This window comes from Novosphingobium sp. (assembly GCF_040398825.1).
Classification (GTDB): Bacteria; Pseudomonadota; Alphaproteobacteria; order Sphingomonadales; family Sphingomonadaceae; genus Novosphingobium.
In genome coordinates, this window is the sequence record NZ_JBBATI010000013.1 from 38072 (window position 1) to 54537 (window position 16466).

Annotated in this window: 14 protein-coding genes; 11 read left to right on the forward strand and 3 right to left on the reverse strand. The window is 65.2% G+C overall.

Annotated elements, in window-relative coordinates; translation table 11 throughout:
• Window positions 1-184: 184 nt before the first annotated feature.
• Window positions 185-811, forward strand: a complete 627-nt coding sequence (locus tag ABWP89_RS08615; RefSeq protein WP_353228636.1) for a class I SAM-dependent methyltransferase — start codon at window positions 185-187, stop codon at window positions 809-811.
• A 41-nt stretch (window positions 812-852) separates the two neighbouring features.
• Here ABWP89_RS08615 and ABWP89_RS08620 read toward each other — a convergent pair whose 3' ends face one another.
• A complete protein-coding gene (locus ABWP89_RS08620; protein WP_353228637.1) occupies window positions 853-1662 on the reverse strand; it encodes a ferredoxin--NADP reductase in 810 nt (269 codons plus the stop codon).
• Between the two features lie 291 nt (window positions 1663-1953).
• Between ABWP89_RS08620 and ABWP89_RS08625 the strand changes: the two genes are divergently transcribed.
• The 4 genes from ABWP89_RS08625 to ABWP89_RS08640 all read left to right on the forward strand — a co-directional run bounded on the left by ABWP89_RS08625 (window position 1954) and on the right by ABWP89_RS08640 (window position 5888).
• Entirely contained in the window at window positions 1954-2436 is a 483-nt protein-coding gene (locus tag ABWP89_RS08625; RefSeq protein ID WP_353228638.1) for a GtrA family protein, read from the forward strand.
• Window positions 2437-2459: 23 nt separating this feature from the next.
• Window positions 2460-3974, forward strand: coding sequence for a hypothetical protein (locus tag ABWP89_RS08630; protein ID WP_353228639.1), 1515 nt, complete (start codon window positions 2460-2462; stop codon window positions 3972-3974).
• 79 nt (window positions 3975-4053) lie between these two features.
• A complete protein-coding gene (locus ABWP89_RS08635) occupies window positions 4054-4929 on the forward strand; it encodes a shikimate 5-dehydrogenase (RefSeq protein WP_353228641.1) in 876 nt (291 codons plus the stop codon).
• The gene (locus ABWP89_RS08640; protein ID WP_353228643.1) at window positions 4926-5888 is read left to right on the forward strand and encodes a P1 family peptidase; all 963 of its coding nucleotides are present in this window, start codon (window positions 4926-4928) and stop codon (window positions 5886-5888) included. The genes ABWP89_RS08635 and ABWP89_RS08640 overlap by 4 nt, the downstream gene beginning before the upstream one ends.
• A gap of 159 nt (window positions 5889-6047) precedes the next feature.
• Here the strand turns inward: ABWP89_RS08640 and ABWP89_RS08645 are convergent, their stop codons facing one another.
• The gene (locus ABWP89_RS08645; RefSeq protein ID WP_353228644.1) at window positions 6048-6887 is read right to left on the reverse strand and encodes a nitroreductase family protein; all 840 of its coding nucleotides are present in this window, start codon (window positions 6885-6887) and stop codon (window positions 6048-6050) included.
• Window positions 6888-7014: 127 nt separating this feature from the next.
• Between ABWP89_RS08645 and ABWP89_RS08650 the strand changes: the two genes are divergently transcribed.
• The 5 genes from ABWP89_RS08650 to folE all read left to right on the forward strand — a co-directional run bounded on the left by ABWP89_RS08650 (window position 7015) and on the right by folE (window position 14229).
• Window positions 7015-8451 (forward strand): TolC family protein, encoded by a 1437-nt coding sequence (locus ABWP89_RS08650; protein ID WP_353228646.1) that lies wholly within the window; start codon window positions 7015-7017, stop codon window positions 8449-8451.
• Complete coding sequence (locus ABWP89_RS08655; protein WP_353228647.1) at window positions 8448-9446, forward strand: efflux RND transporter periplasmic adaptor subunit; 999 nt, start codon at window positions 8448-8450, stop codon at window positions 9444-9446. Before ABWP89_RS08650 ends, ABWP89_RS08655 begins: the two co-directional genes overlap by 4 nt.
• Before the next feature lie 4 nt (window positions 9447-9450).
• Window positions 9451-12573: an efflux RND transporter permease subunit gene (locus ABWP89_RS08660; RefSeq protein WP_353228648.1), complete on the forward strand. Its 3123-nt coding sequence runs from the start codon at window positions 9451-9453 to the stop codon at window positions 12571-12573.
• Between the two features lie 573 nt (window positions 12574-13146).
• A complete protein-coding gene (locus ABWP89_RS08665; RefSeq protein ID WP_353228650.1) occupies window positions 13147-13458 on the forward strand; it encodes an FtsB family cell division protein in 312 nt (103 codons plus the stop codon).
• A 144-nt stretch (window positions 13459-13602) separates the two neighbouring features.
• Entirely contained in the window at window positions 13603-14229 is a 627-nt protein-coding gene (gene folE / locus ABWP89_RS08670; protein WP_353228651.1) for a GTP cyclohydrolase I FolE, read from the forward strand.
• 50 nt (window positions 14230-14279) lie between these two features.
• Here folE and ABWP89_RS08675 read toward each other — a convergent pair whose 3' ends face one another.
• Complete coding sequence (locus ABWP89_RS08675) at window positions 14280-14759, reverse strand: peroxiredoxin (protein WP_353228653.1); 480 nt, start codon at window positions 14757-14759, stop codon at window positions 14280-14282.
• Between the two features lie 264 nt (window positions 14760-15023).
• On the opposite strand from ABWP89_RS08675, the gene ahcY reads away from it, so the two are divergent.
• A complete protein-coding gene (ahcY, locus tag ABWP89_RS08680; protein WP_353228654.1) occupies window positions 15024-16424 on the forward strand; it encodes an adenosylhomocysteinase in 1401 nt (466 codons plus the stop codon).
• Window positions 16425-16466 lie beyond the last annotated feature (42 nt).

Consider the following 16466-nt stretch of genomic DNA (forward strand, 5'->3'; position numbering starts at 1 on the left):
GTGTGGTCCAGCAGCATGGGCATGGCGATGTCAGGCCCGAAAATCTCCGATTCGCCGCATACAATATCGGCGTCGGGCCAGGCCTTGCCTGCGGGCGGCGATCATCGGGGTTGCAATCGCGCGTGGTTTTTGCGAACGGCCACAACGTGAAGTCATGCTGCCATATCAAAAAGTGATGCACCACATGCCGAGAACCGAATATGCCCGCGAACCGCTTCCGGCCCGGATCCTGCGCAAGGCCCGCGCGCTGTTTGGCCCCACGGGCATGTTCCTCAAAGGATTTGCAAAAAACCCGGTGATGGTCGGGGCGATCGTGCCATCGTCCGCGCGGACGATCACGCGGGTGCTGGCGCCGGTGGATTGGGCACAGGCCCGGGTGTTTGTTGAATATGGCCCGGGGGTCGGCACGTTCTGTCGGCCGGTGCTCGATCGTCTGCGCCGCGATGGCAGGTTGATCGTGATCGACACCAACCCCGATTTCATCCGTTATCTTCAGGCCACGATCCGCGATTCCCGTTTCAGCGCGGTGCTGGGTTCGGCCGCCGATGTTGGCGAGATCGTGGCGGCGCATGGCTTTGCCCAGGCCGACTATGTCTTGTCCGGATTGCCGTTCAGCACATTGCCACCCGGCGTGGGGCCGGCGATCATGGCGGCAACCCACCGGGTGCTCCGCCCCGGTGGCGCGTTCATGGTCTATCAGTACACTGCCCGCGCGCGCACCTTGATGCGCTGCTATTTCCCGTGCGTGGACCGGGGGCTGGAGCTGTTGAACCTGCCCCCTTGCGTTATCAGCTGGGGCTGGAAAACCTGATCGGGAATTTCAGGCAATGGGCACGCGAAGTGCCCCCCACATCACCCATGCGCCTCAACAAACGCGCGTTCGGCCACGAATGTGCCGGGACGGTGCGTTGATCCTTCGGTCAGGCCGTGGGCCACGCAGATGTCTTTCAGCGCGTGGTTCACGGGGATGCTGCCGCAGATCATTACGCGATCGGTTTCGGGGTTGAACTGCGTCTGGTTCAGCCCGAGTTCGCTGAACAGCTGCCCCGATGCGATCAGGTCGGTCAGCCGGCCGGTGCGCGCAAACGGTTCGCGCGTGACCGACGGGTAATAGTGCAGGCGGCCCTGCACGATCGGGCCCAGCAGCTCTTCATCGAAAATGTCGCGTTCCAGAAAATCGCGATAGACCAGTTCGCGCACGAACCGCACGCCGTGGCACAGATAGACATTGTCGAACTTGCGTTCGATGCCCAGTTCTTCATCGCCATAGGTGTTGATATCGCGGGCAATGCTCAGCCATGGCGCCAGGCCAGTGCCGGTGCCCATCAGGAACAGGTTTTTGCCCGGGGTCAGCGCGCTGTGCACCAATGTGCCGGTCGGTTTGCTGCCCAGCATGACATGGTCGCCAGGCTGGATATGCTGCATCCGCGTGGTCAGCTGGCCATCGGGTGCGACGATCGACAGGAATTCCAGTTCATCGGCATAATCGGGCGATGTGATCGAATAGGCGCGCGGCTTGGTCTTTGCACCGTCGGTTTCCGGCATGTTCAGCATCACGAACTGGCCCGAATGAAATTTGAACCCATCGGGGCGGGCCAGCGTGAAACTGAACAGTTCGGGTGTCCAGTGCTTTACGCTGAGCACTTCCTGACTGGTAAACATCGCAAGTCACTCCAAAAAACCAAATCTGTCGACCATCAGCCGCCACCGGGCTGCGGGCAAACCGCCATGCCAGGCCCCGGGGGCGGTGGCGATTGCCGGCCCCCCGTATGGGCGATCACGCGGTTTGTCACACAAGATTTTGTGTGCGGCATGGTGGTGAAAACGATAACCGGGCTCTTTAAATCCCGTGCGACGGCGTTCTGCATTAACCCGTGTTTAGGGCAATTCGTCCATGGTGCCATCTGACACGCGGCCAAGGCCGTATGGCATTGGCGTTTGGTGGGGACGGGTATGAACGGTCTGGTAATGGGCGCGGCGATCCAGCCGGTGCAACGGGTCTGGCGCAACCGGGCAAAGGCCCCGGCGGTGCTGGCAAACCTGCTGACCGGCACATTCGCCCGCTATCTGTCGGCCAGCGTGGTGGCGCTGGGTGCCGATGCCGGCAGTTTTCTGGTTTTGCTCAACGCCGGCATGGCACCTGCGCCCGCGGCGGCAGCGGGCTTTATGCTGGGGATCGTGGTTAACTGGCTGGTGTCCAGCCGGGTGATGTTTGCAGCATCGGTGGCCGTCGCCGGCCCGGAACGCCGGCGGCAACAGGCATTGTTTCTTGCCTCGGCAATGGTTGGCCTGGTGCTGACCACGGTGATTGTCGGCTGGGGCGCAAGCCATGCGATCAACCCCCGGCTGGCCAAGCTGGTCGCGGTTGGCGTCAGTTTTATCACCACCTCCGGCTTGCGCCATGTGCTGGTGTTCGGCAAACCGCGCCAGGGCTGAACGACGGGATCATGGGGCATAACATGGCAGACACGCTGGCCGAAACGCCAGGCCGGGGCCGCGCGTTTGTCGTGCAAAGCCTGGCGCTGGCGATCTATGCTGCCTGGGTCATCACGGTCGGGCTGCATCACGAGGCGTGGTTCGATGAAATGCAGGCGTGGCTGCTGGCGCGCGACAACAGCTTTGCCACGCTGATCGGGACTTATGCCCGGTATGAGGGCACACCCGGGCTGTGGCATGCAATTTTGTGGGTGGCGGCACGCGCCGGGCTGCCATTCGCAGGCATCTGGGTGCTTTCGGTCAGCTGTGCGATTGTGGCGGCGGCGGTAGTGCTGTGGCGCGCCCCGTTTCCGCTGCCCTTGCGCATCGGGCTGCTGGCCACCTGGTATTTCGGATACCAGTACAGCGTGGTCGCGCGCGGCTATTGCCTGGATCTGATGTTGTTGCCGGTAGCGGCGTCGCTGTTTGCCACCCGCGTGCAGCGGCCGCTGGGCTATGGCCTGGTGATCGGGCTGCTGGCCAATATCAACGCGTTCAGCTTTCTGGCGGCGGGTTTGCTGGGGCTGGAATTGCTGGTGCGGCTGGTGCAGGGTCGCCGATTGACGGATTGGCGCGCGATTGTGGCGCTGGCGCTGGCCGGCGCGCTGGGGCTGCTGGCGATGTGGACCGCGTGGCAGCCGGCCGACAACGGCTTCATGGCGCAAGTCACGCGGATGAACCCGATCAGCAGCGCATTTGTGTTCATTGCCAACGCGCTGTTTGACCGGGTCAGCCCGTGGAGCGGGTTGCACCAGAATGGTGCAGAGGTGCTGGTGGGCATGCTGCTGTCCATCGCGTTTCTGGCGGTCACGGCGCGGCTGGTGCTGGCCGGGCGCGACCGCGCGCTGATGCTGACCATTCCGCCGGTGCTGATCGTGTTTTCGGGCGCGGTGCTGGCCAGCAGCTGGCATGGCGGCATGCTGTTCACGACCGTGCTGTTCGTGCTGTGGACGCAATGGCACAATCCGGTCGGGCCGCGCACGCGCAATGCCCTGATCGCGATGCTGGCGCTGCTGGAAATCGCGCAGGGCATGCAGACGCTGCGCAGCGGGCTCGACGATATTGCGCGCCCCTATTCGGCCGGTCGCCCGGCGGCGGCGGCGGTGATGGTGTGGCGCGCCGCGCATCCCGGCGCGCGGATCGACGCATTTGGCGGGCAGAGTTTTGAAACGCAGCCGTGGCTGCCGTACAATGTCTATGGCAACTATCACGATGCCGCGCCAAACCCGCAATTCGTGCGCTGGAACAACGATGAAACCTGGCACGCACTGCCCAGGCCCGGCGAATGGAACGCGACGCTGGCCACCCGCCCCGATGCGGTGCTGGCAGCGGTGGTGTGGCTGCCCGCGGCGGTCAAGCGGGATCCGGCCGCGGCGGCCTGCGCCAAAGGCTATGTGCTGACGCAGACCTTTCCCGCCGCGATGCAGTGGCGCGGTATCCCGATCAACAACACGCTGTATCTGTTTGAACGCGCGCATACCGGGCCTTGCGTGGTGTGATCGGAATGGTGTGATTGGCTTGATCTGATCCGCCACTCTGCGCATAGCAGCAGGCGATTGCACCAGTCAGGATACCCGCATGCCCAAACCGCCGATCGGACGCGATACGCGCCTGTGCATGTCGCTGTCGGGGCGGCCGGGCAATGCCGGATCGCGATTGCACAACCATCTGTATGACGCGCTGGGGCTGGATTACGTCTACAAGGCGTTTTCCACGACCGATCTGCCGGCGGCCGTGGGCGGCATCCGCGCGCTGAACATTCGCGGCGCGGCGATTTCGATGCCGTTTAAGGAGGCGGTGATCCCGCTGGTCGATCACCTGCACGCAACCGCCGCGGGCATCGCCAGCGTGAACACGCTGGTCAATGACGGCGGCATATTGACCGGATACAATACCGATTACAGCGCGGTGCGTGAATTGCTGCATGCTGGCCCGGCCGATCCGGCCATGCCGTTCGTGTTGCGCGGCAGTGGCGGCATGGCCAAGGCGGTGGTGGCAGCGCTGCACGATCTGGGCTGGCGCGATGGCACGATCGTCGCGCGCAACGCGGCCACCGGCGCGGCGCTGGCGGTGCGCCACGGCTATCGCTGGGCCGACACGCTGCCCGGCCCGGGCGCGGCGCTGCTGATCAATGTCACACCGCTGGGGATGGAGGGGGCGGATGCCAACGTGCTGGCGTTTCCCGTCGAAATGATCGCGGCGGCGCGGGTCGCGTTCGATGTGGTTGCGCAACCGGCGCGCACGCCGTTTATCTCGGCGGCGGCCGATCTGGGCAAAGCGGTGATTTCGGGGGTGGAAGTGATCGTGCGACAGGCGGTTGAACAGTTCGTGCTGTATACCGGCGTGCGGCCAACGCCCGCGCAGATCGTTGCGGCCACGCGGTTTGCCCATGGCGATGCCGCGGCTGACCAGTTGGCACTGGCATTCGGGCTGGCAGAGGGGCGACCGGCATGACTATGCCGACCGGCGCCAACGATCTGATTACCGATGTGGCGGGCCTGCGCGTGGGCCATGCGGCATCGGCGCACCATCGTACCGGTACGACTGTGCTGGTGTGTGACGGGCTATGGCCGGCGGCGGCCGATGTGCGCGGCGGCGGGCCGGGCCTGCGCGAAATCGACGTGATGGTGCCCGAAAACCTGGTGTCGGGCATTCATGCCATCGTGCTGTCGGGGGGATCGGTGTTTGGGCTGGCGGCGGCCGATGGCGCGCTGGTCGAACTGGCGGCGGCGGGGATCGGCCTGCCGTTGGGGCCGGCGGGGCTGGTGGTGCCGATCGTGCCGGGCGCGGTATTGTTCGATCTGAACCAACCGGGCGACAAGGCCTGGGGGTTGCAACCGCCTTATCACGATCTGGGGCGGGCGGCGGCGCGCGCGGCGCTGGATGGCGCGATGCATGCGACGTTTGCGCTGGGGTCGGTGGGCGCGGGCACCGGGGCGATGGCGGGCACGGTCAAGGGCGGCATCGGCAGCGCATCGTTGCACCTCGATCACGGTCTGGTGGTGGGCGCGCTGGTGGCGGTCAACCCGGTGGGCGCGGTCAGCGGTGTTGAGGGCTGGGGCTTTGCCGGCGATCCGTTTCCCGATGGCAGCCGGCTGGCGCAGGCGGCAGAGGTGCTGCCGGGCACCAACACCACGCTGGCGGTAATCGCCTGCAACGCAAAACTCGACAAGGCAGAGGCAAAGCGGCTGGCGATCATGGCGCAGGATGGTTTCGCGCGCGTGATCCGCCCGGTGCACACGCCGTTCGATGGCGATGTGGTGTTTGCGCTTGCCAGCGGCGCAATCGACCTTGATCCGCTGTGCGTGGCGGGCACCCAGCGCAGCCGGCCGTGGTGGCTGGCCCGACTGGGCGCGGCGGCGGCAGATTGCGTGGCGCGCGCGATCGTGCGTGGCGTGGCGGCGGCGCGTTAGTTTGTGTTGGTGTCCGACGCTGCGATGGCGCGGGACCAGTCGGGCCTTGGGCACCCTTCGGTTGGGCAACCGTTGGCGCGTGTGCTTCGACAGGCTCCGCACGAGCGGAACTTGTAATATTTAAGGCATTGTCGCCCAATTCAGCTAAGACCCTACAACCTATCGCAGTGCGATGCCCAGCGCGCGCAGTGCCACTTTCAGCCGGTCGCGACCGTTCAGCGCGGCGGCATTGCGCCCGCGCGACACGATCAGTGCGCGCCAGCCGACCGGGTTTTGCCCTTGCGCGGTCTGGAACGTGCGCGCGGTGTCGTCATAGGCGGCAATGCCGGCGCGCTGGTGTTCCAACGCATAGCTTTCGTGGTGCAGCACCACGGTTTGCGGCAGGCGCGGTTTGACCGCTGCCGGGCGCGCGGGATCGGCGTGGCCGACCACCAGTCCGAACACCACCATTGCGCGCGGGGGCAGGCCGATCAGTGCGGCAACCGCTTCGGGATCATTGCGCATCGCACCGATATAGACCGTGGCCAGCCCCAGTGATTCGGCGGCCACCACCGCGTTCTGGGCCGCCAGCGCGGCATCGATGGCCGCAACGACAAAACTTTCCAGAAAATCATACCCCTCGGCAGCGACGCCGGCATCGTTGGCAATCATCGCCGGCCGCGCCAGATCGGCGATGAACAGCAGTATCACCGGTGCCTCGGCAATATGTTTCTGCCCCCCGGCCAGTTCGGCCAGCTTTGCGCGTTTGTCCGCATCGCTGACCGCGACTACGCTCCACAATTGCAGGTTGGACGATGTGGCCGCCGATTGTGCGGCCGCGACCAGCGTTTCGATGGTGCCGACTGGCAGCGGATCGGGCAGATAGGCGCGGACCGAGCGGTGATCGAGCAGACCGGCGATAGTCGGATTCCAGCGCAGGCCGGATGGATGATCTGTGCCATAGCGCAGATCCAGCGCCATCGCTGCGGGGTCGGCGAGGTCGGTTGCGGCAGTCGTCATCGGTTTGTCCCATCACGGCAGATGTGGCCGCGTCTTTCCGCGATCAGGCAGAGCGTTGCAAATTTATAATCCGCAACGTCGTTGCGACGGACTTGTTGCCCGGACCCAACCATTATAGGCGGACCCGGTGCAGCATTTTACCAAATCCGCGCCGATCTGGCTGACTGGTCCGGCAGCGCTGTGCGTGGCGGCGATGGCCGGCGGGTGTGTGCGGGTGCCGCCCCAGCCAATCGATCTGCCGGCACGTGCGGCAGCGCGGACGTCGGCGGGCATCGATCTGCCGGTGGTGCAGGCGCGTGCAGCTGCGCTGGCGCCGGGTCTGGCGCGCCCGGCCACTGGCATTGACCGGCTGACGCTGTTTGCCGCGATCCTGGCCAATGATCCGCGTGTGCAGGCCGCGCGCGCGGCGGTCGATGCGGCGCGGCGCGATGCGCGGCTGGCGCGCAAGGCGGCCAGCCCGTCGCTGTCGCTGTCCACGTCCTATACCAATGATCCGTCACAACCCGCGCCATGGGTGGTCGGAACATCGGCCAGCGCGCAGCTTGATTTTGGCGATCGCCGCAAGGGCCGCATCCGCGCCGCCGATTTGGGCGTGGTCGCGGCCGAGTATGATCTTGTCGAAATGGTCTGGGCCGAGCGCATGGCGGCGGCGCGCGGGCTGATCGATGTGATGGCGGGGGAACAGCAGGTCGCACTGGGGAATGACCTGATAGCGTTGTACGATGTGCAATTGGCGGCGATGCAGCGCAGGGTCAATGCCGGGGAAATGGCGTCGCTTACCATGGCGCCGGTGCGCGGCGCGCGCGCGGCGGCGGCGCGGGCGCGCGATGATGCCACTGCGCGGATCGCGGGGGGGCGCGCCACAATCGCCGGAGTGTTGGGCGTTCCTGTTGCCGCGCTGAACGGGGTGCCGCTGATCTGGCCAGATTTTGGCGAAGCGCCTGGCCTGATAGCGATCACCCCCGAAACAAAGCGCGCCGCGCTGATAGGCCGTGCCGATGTGTTGAAAACCATGACCGCCTACGATCAGGCAGAGGCCAATCTGCGCGTGGAACTGGCCAAACAGCTGCCATCGATCAGCGTTGGTCCGGGTTTCAGCTGGACCGGCGGACTGCTGACGCTGCCGTTCGCGGTCAACCTGCAATCGCCGTCGTTCGATCTCAACCGCGCATCGATCATGGCGGCAGAGGCGCATCGCACCGTGGCGGCACAAGCAGTTGAATCCATGTTGGCGAATGCGCAAGCCGCGATCGATAGTGCCGCCAGTGAGCGGTCTGCGTCTGTGCGTGCGCGCGAACGACTGATCCGCGAAGAACTGCCGCAGACCAGGCTGGCCGCGGATCGTGCCGATGTGCAGGTGCAGCTGGGTTCGCTCGATCGTGCCGACTGGGCGGCGGCCAAGGCCACCGATGCCGCCGCGCGGCTGGCGGCGGTCGACGCGCTGTCGCGGTTGCGGCTGGCGCAACTGGCGCTGGAAGCGGCGCTGCGCCAGCCGCTCGATGGCCCCGAGACGCAAATTTCGGTGCACAATGATCCTGCATTGTCTGGGGAGAAGCAGCCGTGAAGCGCTGGCAGGTGAGTGTGGTGCTGGTTTCCGGGCTGATCGTGGGTGCACTGGGCATGCGGGTGGCCGCGCCGATGCTGGCACCGGCGGTGGAAAAGCCGTTGGCGGCGGATGGAGATGATGCCGGCACGGGCGTGCATGTCGAACCGGCTGTGCAGAAACAGGCCGGTCTGGCAGTGGCAGCCGTTGCGGAACGGCGGGTTGCCGGCACTGCGGATGGCTATGCCCGCGCGGTCGACCCCGCACCGCTGGGCGTGCTTGCAGCCGAAATCGCATCGGCCACGGCGGCGCACACCAATTCGGCGCTGGAACTGGCGCGGTTGACTGCGCTGGTGGCGGCCGATGCCGGTGCCTCACGCCACGATCTGGATGCTGTGCGCGCGCAAGAGGGCGCCGACCGCGCCCGGCTGACGCTGGCGTGCCAGGCGCCGACCTTGCAGATTGGCGCGGGGCTGGGGCACCTGGGCTGCGCCGCGGTGGCGCGGCTGGCGGATCAGGCCGCACATGGCCGGCTGGCGTTGATTCGGCTGGATTTCCCCGATGGCCCGCCGCCCGCCGGGGCCACGGTCACCATCGATTTTGGCACCGCGCAGCCGGCTTTGCGCGTGCTGGGCCCGGCGATTGGCGGCGACACCCAGTTGCAGACAGCGGGCGCGCTGGCCTTGTTGGAAGGGCCGCTGGCGGCGCAGGCCGGGGTTGGCCGCGTGGTGCCCGCACATCGCCAGACCGGCAGCGGCACGCCGGCGTTGCTGGTGCCGCGCGATGCCGTGGTGCGCGCCGATGGCGCATTGCAGGTCTATCGCGCGTTGGCGGGCGACCGGTTTGAACGCCTGATCATCGATGGGCCGGGCACCGTGCCAGCACCCGAAGGCTGGCTGGTGGCACCTGGCGCTGCGCTGAAACCGGGCGACCGGATTGTCGTTGCCGGCGCCGGTACGCTGCTGGGGCTGGAACGCGCGGCGGGCGCCGGGGCCGGGTCGGGCGGGGGCGACTGAACCGATGCTGTCGACCATCGTTCGCGCGTCGCTGCGCTATCCCTGGCTGGTGCTGCTGGGTGCGGCCGTGGTGTTGGCGTTCGGGCTGATGACGCTGCGCGGCGCGGCCTATGACGTGTTCCCCGATTTTGTGCCGCCGCAGGCCTCGATCCAGACCGAGGCCCCGGGGTTTTCACCGCGCCAGGTCGAAATGCTGGTCACCCGCCCGCTGGAGGCGGTGGTCAATGGCGCCAATGGCGTGGCCACGGTGCGATCGCGATCGATCCAGGGCCTGTCGGTGATCGATGTCACCTTCAAAGGTGGGCAGGACCCCTATCGTTCGCGCCAGCAAGTGGCAGAGGCACTGGCCGATGTGACCAACACGCTGGCCCCAGGGGTCAATCCGCCAAAACTGTCGCCGATGGTGTCGGCAACGATGGACCTGATCAAGATCGGGTTTGTGTCTGACAAACTGACGCCGATGCAATTGCGCGATCTGGTCGAATGGACGGTTCGCCCGCGCCTGCTGGCCGCGCCCGGCGTGGCGCGTGCCAACGTGTTTGGCGGGCAGACGCGGCGGATAGAGGTCGCGGCCGACCCGGCGCGGCTTTATGCCCGCGGGCTGGGTTTTGCCGATGTGCATGATGCGGTGGTGCGCGCGGTGACGGTGGCCGGGGGCGGCTTTGCCGACACGCCCAACCAGCGCATTTTCATCGATCCCGGCCCCAGCGCCGACAGCGCCCAGACCATCGCCGCCGCCGTGGTCGGCACTGGCGCGGGGGGCACGGTACGGGTGGGCGATGTTGCGCGGGTGTCCGATGCGGCTGCGCCGCAGGTGGGTGATGCGCTGGTGATGGGCCGCCCCGGCGTGTTGATGACGTTGTCCAGCCAGTTTGGCGCCAACACGCTGGATGCGACGCACGCGGCCGAAACGGCGCTGGCCGAACTGGCGCCATCGCTGGCCGGCGTGGGGGTGAAAATCTATCCGGCGCTGCACCGCCCGGCCAATTTCATCGATGCGGCATTGCACGGATTGACGATCGACCTGCTGGTCGGCGCGGTGATGATCGCGCTGGTGCTGCTGTTTATCCTGCGCGATGCGCGGGTAACGCTGATTGCCTTTGTGTCGATCCCGCTGTCGCTGCTGGCCACGCTGATCGTGCTCGACCGCAGCGGGCAGTCGATCAACACCATGACGCTGGGCGGGCTGGCGGTCGCGCTGGGGGTGGTGATCGACGATGCGATTGTCGATATCGAAAACATCGTGCGCCGGCTGCGCGGGGTGACCGATCGCGGCGCGCGTGCCGAAATCATTGCCAATGCCTCGGTCGAGGTGCGCGCGCCGGTGGTCTATGCCACGTTTGTGCTGGTGCTGACGATGGTGCCGGTGATCCTGTTGACCGGGCTGCAGGGGGCATTTTTTGCCCCGCTGGGCGTGGCGTTTGTGCTGGCGACGCTGGCATCGCTGGTGGTCGCGCTGACGGTGACGCCGGCGCTGGCGCTGCTGCTGCTGGACGGACGTGCCCCGGCGGATGAGCCACGCTTTCTGGAACGGATCAAACAGCACCACGCGCGCGCGCTGATCCGGCTGAGCGGGCATCCGCGCTTTGCCATGGGACTGGTGGCGCTGCTGGCGCTGGTGGTGGTGCTGATGGCGCCGCTGTTCGGCAGCGAGCTGCTGCCGGCGTTCCGCGAACGACATTATGTGGTGCAAGTGGCGGGGCCGCCGGGGGCGTCGTTCGACTGGATGCGCGCGACCGGCGTGCGCCTGTCACAGCGACTGCTGGCGTTGCCCGAAGTGCTGAGCGTAGAGGAACAGATGGGCCGTGCCGAGGCGGGTGAGGATACCTGGCCGCCGGGGCAGGGCGAATTTCACGTGCGGTTGAAAGATGTCGGCGCGCGTGGCGAAGACAGCGCGCTGGCGGGCATCCGCGACGCGCTGGCGCAAACCCCGGGCCTGCATAGTGAGGTTACCACCTTTCTGGGCGACCGCATCAGTGAAAGCCTGTCGGGCGAAACCGCCGCGATCGTGATCAGCGTGCAGGGCAACGATCTGGACACGCTGGACCGGCTGGCGGCGCGTATTGCGGGGATCATGCGCGCCACCCCCGGCACGGTCGATGTCCAGGTGAAATCCGAACCCGGCAACCAGATGCTGGGGATTACGCTCGATCCGGTGCGGATGGCGCAGCACGGCGTCAGCCGGTCGGACGCCGGCGACGCGATCCGTGCCAGCTTTGCCGGGCTGGATGCGGGGCAGGTGGTGCTGGCCGATCGCAACATTCCCGTGGCAGTAACCCTGCCGGCGGAATTGCGCCGCGATCCCGAAATGCTGGGGCGCATATTGGTGCGGGCGAGCGGCGGCAATGCGGTGCGCCTGTCAGACATTGCATCGATCGGCGCGGGCGACACCCGCGCGATGATCGAACACCAGGGCGGGCAGCGCCGCCAGATCATCACCGCCAATGTCGCCAATGCCAGCGATGTGGGCAGCGTGGTGGCCGCGGCGCAGGCGCGCATCGCGCATGATGTGGCCATGCCCGCGGGCACTTTCGTCTCGTGGGCGGGTGCTGCCGAAGGGGCGGCAGCGGCGCGCAACGAGATTGCCTGGCATGTCGGGCTGGCGGCGATCGCGATGATCGCGCTGCTGGTGGTGGCGTTTGGCGGATTGCGGCCGGCGCTGCTGATCCTGGCCGGGCTGCCGCTGGCGCTGTTTGGCGGTATGCTGGCAGTGGCGATGACCGGGGGCACGATTTCGCTGGGGGCGCTGGTCGGGTTTATTTCGCTGTTCGGGATTTCGGCGCGCAATGCAATCCTGCTGGTCAGCCATGTCGATCAACTGGTGGCAGAGGAAGGCGCCGCCTGGTCGCTGGGCACCGTCCTGCGCGCGACTCGCGAACGCGTGACGCCGATCCTGCTGACCGCGCTGGTCACCGGGTTTGCGCTGCTGCCGATCGCGGCAGAAAGCGGCCAGTCGGGGCGCGAGATCGAAGGGCCGATGGCGGTGGTCATCCTGGGCGGTTTGGCCACGTCGCTGATTCTGGTGCTGATGGTGCTGCCGGTGCTGATCTGGCGCTGGCGCGTTGCCGGTTCGAATGGCACCAGTCCGGCGGGCGGTCAGGTGCCCGATGTCGTCAGCGACGCATGACGAAGCATTGCAGACAGCAAACCTTTCAGGCGTGCCCGGTCAATCGTTGGGGCCGTCTGGTGTCCATGCTTCACCTTTGATCTTGGACAAGGCAATACCGCAACGTTTGCATCGACCGCGAAACACCAGTCCGTCGCGGCGCACCTTTGTGCGCAACGGTCGATGCATCCCCAGCCAGCATGCCAATCGGCCTTTCAGCCGTTTGGTTAACCCGCGCAAGCCTCTATCGGAGCCCGTCGTTTGCAAACTGTTCCCCATTCTTGTCATAATACCCAAATTTTGCGGCAAGGAAACCTGGTTAACGTGCCAATCTGCACCTGTTTTAATCAGGAACACATGCGAAATTCCGGGAAACCGGCCGCAGCGCCCGGGCAGTACTGCATTTGCCGGGCCACGGGCAGACCTGTCCGGAACTTTACGTATTTAGACGTATATGTCGACGAGAAACCGCGTCCGGTCGGCAACATGCCCGTGCCGCATAAACATGGCGTTGCGCCGCATCGGCGCACTATTTTTTGAAGGTGTTGATTTTATGTGTTGAATCTTGGGCTGGTATATGATTCGGTGTAACCAATGCGACGCAATCGGCAAACCCTGCGGCTTCCGCGTGAAAGCCTGACCCAGTCACTGGCGCTGATCGTGCTGCTGGTGCTGGGCGCGGTGGCGCTGGCCGGGCCCAGCGGCGTGCTGGCGTGGACCGAAAACGCGCGGTCGCTTGACCGCAATGCGCGCGAAATTGCCCGGCTGACCGCGCTTCGTGACCGGCTGCACAACCGGGTCGATCTGCTTGATCGCCGCCATGCCGACCCCGATCTGGTGGGTGAACTGCTGCGCCGCGACATGAACGTCGCGCATCCCGACGATATCATCCTGCCACGCAAATAGCTCCGGGCCGGCTCAGCCGGTGATCCGCTGCCCATTGCGACGTCTTGCGATTTGGCGACCGCGCACCTAGTTCAGGCACAACCCGGCGGACGGTGCTGATCGTCCGCCATGACACCTTGCCAAACCATGGAAACGAAAACGGGCATGACCAGCATTATCGACGCCGATCACGATCACGATGACGACGATGACGAACAGCTGGGCAAGATTGCCGTGCCCGATCACGTGCAGGACGCGATTCGCACACTGATCCACTGGGCCGGCGATGATACCAACCGCGAAGGCCTGCGCGACACGCCAAAGCGTGTGGCGCGCGCCTGGCGCGAATATTGCCAGGGTTACGGCGAAGACCCGGCCAGGCACCTTGGCCGGCAATTCGAAGAAGTGGGCGGATATCAGGAACTGGTGCTGTTGAAAGACATTCCGTTCCAGTCGCATTGCGAACACCACATGGCGCCGATCGTCGGCAAGGCGTCGATCGCCTATCTGCCGCGCGACAAAGTGGTCGGCATTTCAAAACTCGCGCGGGTGCTGCACGGCTTTGCCCACCGCCTGCAGATTCAGGAACGGCTGACCAGCGAAGTGGCGCAATGCATCTGGGACAACCTGAAACCTCATGGCGTCGCCGTGGTGATCGAGGCGCAGCATGGTTGCATGACCGGTCGCGGTGTGCGCACCCCGGGGGTGGGCATGATCACCAGCCGGCTGATCGGGGTGTTTCTGGAAGACAACCGCAGCCGCAAGGAAGTGCTGAGTTTGATGGGGTATTGATAGCGGTCATCGGCAGACCCGGCGCTAACCGGGCCTGCCGATGCGCAAGATCAAAGATGCTCGAGAACGTATTCGGCCGAGCTGACCTTGAAATCGCCCGGTGCTTCAACATGCAGTTGTTCGACCACGCCGTCGTTGATGACGGCGGCAAACCGCTGGCCGCGGATGCCCAGGCCAAAGCCGGTACCGTCCATCACCAGGTCCAGCGCCTTGGCCAGATCACCGTTGCCGTCGGCCAGCATCGTCACATCGGCCGAACCCGACGCAGCGCCCCACGCCTTCATCACGAACGGATCGTTGACCGCGGTGCAGGCCACTTCGTCGATACCGGCAGCCTTGAAATCGGCGGCGTGGTCGACAAAGCCCGGCAGATGCTTGGCCGAACAGGTCGGGGTGAACGCACCGGGAACCGAAAACAGCACGACTTTCTTGCCGGCAAAATAATTGCTGGTCTGCACCGGTTCCAGGCCGTCGGCGGTGGCCTTGACCAGTTTGATATCGGGCAGCGTTTCTCCAACTGCGATTGTCATCGGAATCATTCCTTCTTTGGCACAACGGATCATGGCCGGGCATCGCAACAGCGATGCCCGTGCGGGTCCGGGTATAGAACGCCGGTGTGACAGCGCAACTGCACAGTCCGGCATTGATGCGGGGAGCGTGTCAGGCATTGCCCCATTTCGCATATAAAGATATCTTTATATTCTTCGCCGATGGCGCTAAGGGCCAGATCAGTGGCGGGCGTGAAGCCAGCTTTTTGATTTGAAATCCGAACACCGCAACAGGAGTGCCCCGACGTGAGCAAGCAGGACTATGTGATCGCTGATATCGGCCTTGCCGACTTTGGCCGTGCCGAAATCGCCATCGCCGAAACCGAAATGCCGGGGCTGATGGCCCTGCGCGCCGAATTTGGCGCGTCGCAGCCGCTGAAAGGTGCGCGCATCACCGGTTCGCTGCACATGACCATCCAGACCGCGGTGCTGATCGAAACGCTGGTCGCGCTGGGCGCCGATGTGCGCTGGGCCACCTGCAACATCTATTCGACGCAGGACCATGCCGCCGCCGCGATTGCCGCCGCCGGCATCCCGGTGTTTGCGATCAAGGGCGAAACGCTGGCCGATTACTGGGATTACGTCGGCCGCATTTTCGATTGGGATGATGGCCATGGTCAGACCACCAACCTGATCCTGGATGATGGCGGCGATGCCACGATGTTTGCGCTGTGGGGCGCCCGAATCGAAGCCGGCGACACCATGCCTGAGCCGGCCAATGCCGAAGAAATCGAATTCCAGCGCGCGCTGAAGGCCTTTTTGAAGGCCAAGCCGGGCTATCTGACCGCGAGCGTCGCACACATCAAGGGCGTTTCCGAAGAAACCACCACCGGTGTGCACCGCCTGTACCAGATCGCCAAGGACGGCAAACTGCCGTTCCCGGCGATCAACGTGAACGATTCGGTCACCAAGTCGAAGTTCGACAACCTGTATGGCTGCAAGGAATCGCTGGTCGATGCGATCCGCCGCGCCACCGACGTGATGCTGGCCGGCAAGGTCGCCTGCGTCGCCGGGTTTGGCGATGTCGGCAAAGGTTCGGCCGCGTCGCTGCGCAATGGCGGCGCGCGCGTGATGGTCACCGAAATCGATCCGATCTGCGCGTTGCAGGCGGCGATGGAAGGCTATGAAGTGGTGACGATGGAGGACGCGGTTTCGCGCGCCGACATTTTCGTGACCGCCACCGGCAACGAAGACGTGATCACCGCCGACCACATGAAGGCGATGAAGCCGATGAGCATCGTGTGCAACATCGGGCACTTTGACAGCGAAATCCAGATTGCGGCGCTGTCGAACTACAAATGGACCGAAGTGAAGCCGGGCACCGACCTGGTTGAATTCCCCGATGGCAAACAGATTATCATGCTCGCCAAGGGCCGCCTGGTGAACCTGGGCTGCGCCACCGGGCATCCCAGCTTTGTGATGTCGGCCAGCTTTACCAACCAGACCCTGGCGCAGATCGAGCTGTTTACCAAGGCCGCGCAATACGACAACAACGTGCACGTGCTGCCCAAGCATCTGGATGAAAAGGTCGCCGCGCTGCACCTGGAAAAGCTGGGTGTGAAACTGACCCGGCTGACCGATCGCCAGTCCAGCTATATCGGGGTCAGCCAGACCGGCCCGTTCAAGCCCGATCACTACCGCTATTAAACACGGCCGCTATTGATCGCAGGTCGTGCGAACAAAGAACCG

Bases quoted from the DNA above. Each gene is read 5' to 3' on its own strand.
- ABWP89_RS08615 (WP_353228636.1), top strand. From the start codon at position 185: ATGCCGAGAACCGAATATGCCCGCGAACCGCTTCCGGCCCGGATCCTG.
- ABWP89_RS08635 (WP_353228641.1), top strand. From the start codon at position 4,054: ATGCCCAAACCGCCGATCGGACGCGATACGCGCCTGTGCATGTCGCTG.
- ABWP89_RS08665 (WP_353228650.1), top strand. From the start codon at position 13,147: ATGCGACGCAATCGGCAAACCCTGCGGCTTCCGCGTGAAAGCCTGACC.
- ABWP89_RS08675 (WP_353228653.1), bottom strand. From the start codon at position 14,759: ATGACAATCGCAGTTGGAGAAACGCTGCCCGATATCAAACTGGTCAAG.
- ABWP89_RS08645 (WP_353228644.1), bottom strand. From the start codon at position 6,887: ATGACGACTGCCGCAACCGACCTCGCCGACCCCGCAGCGATGGCGCTG.
- folE (WP_353228651.1), top strand. From the start codon at position 13,603: ATGACCAGCATTATCGACGCCGATCACGATCACGATGACGACGATGAC.
- ABWP89_RS08660 (WP_353228648.1), top strand. From the start codon at position 9,451: ATGCTGTCGACCATCGTTCGCGCGTCGCTGCGCTATCCCTGGCTGGTG.
- ABWP89_RS08620 (WP_353228637.1), bottom strand. From the start codon at position 1,662: ATGTTTACCAGTCAGGAAGTGCTCAGCGTAAAGCACTGGACACCCGAA.
- ABWP89_RS08625 (WP_353228638.1), top strand. From the start codon at position 1,954: ATGAACGGTCTGGTAATGGGCGCGGCGATCCAGCCGGTGCAACGGGTC.
- ABWP89_RS08640 (WP_353228643.1), top strand. From the start codon at position 4,926: ATGACTATGCCGACCGGCGCCAACGATCTGATTACCGATGTGGCGGGC.
- ABWP89_RS08630 (WP_353228639.1), top strand. From the start codon at position 2,460: ATGGCAGACACGCTGGCCGAAACGCCAGGCCGGGGCCGCGCGTTTGTC.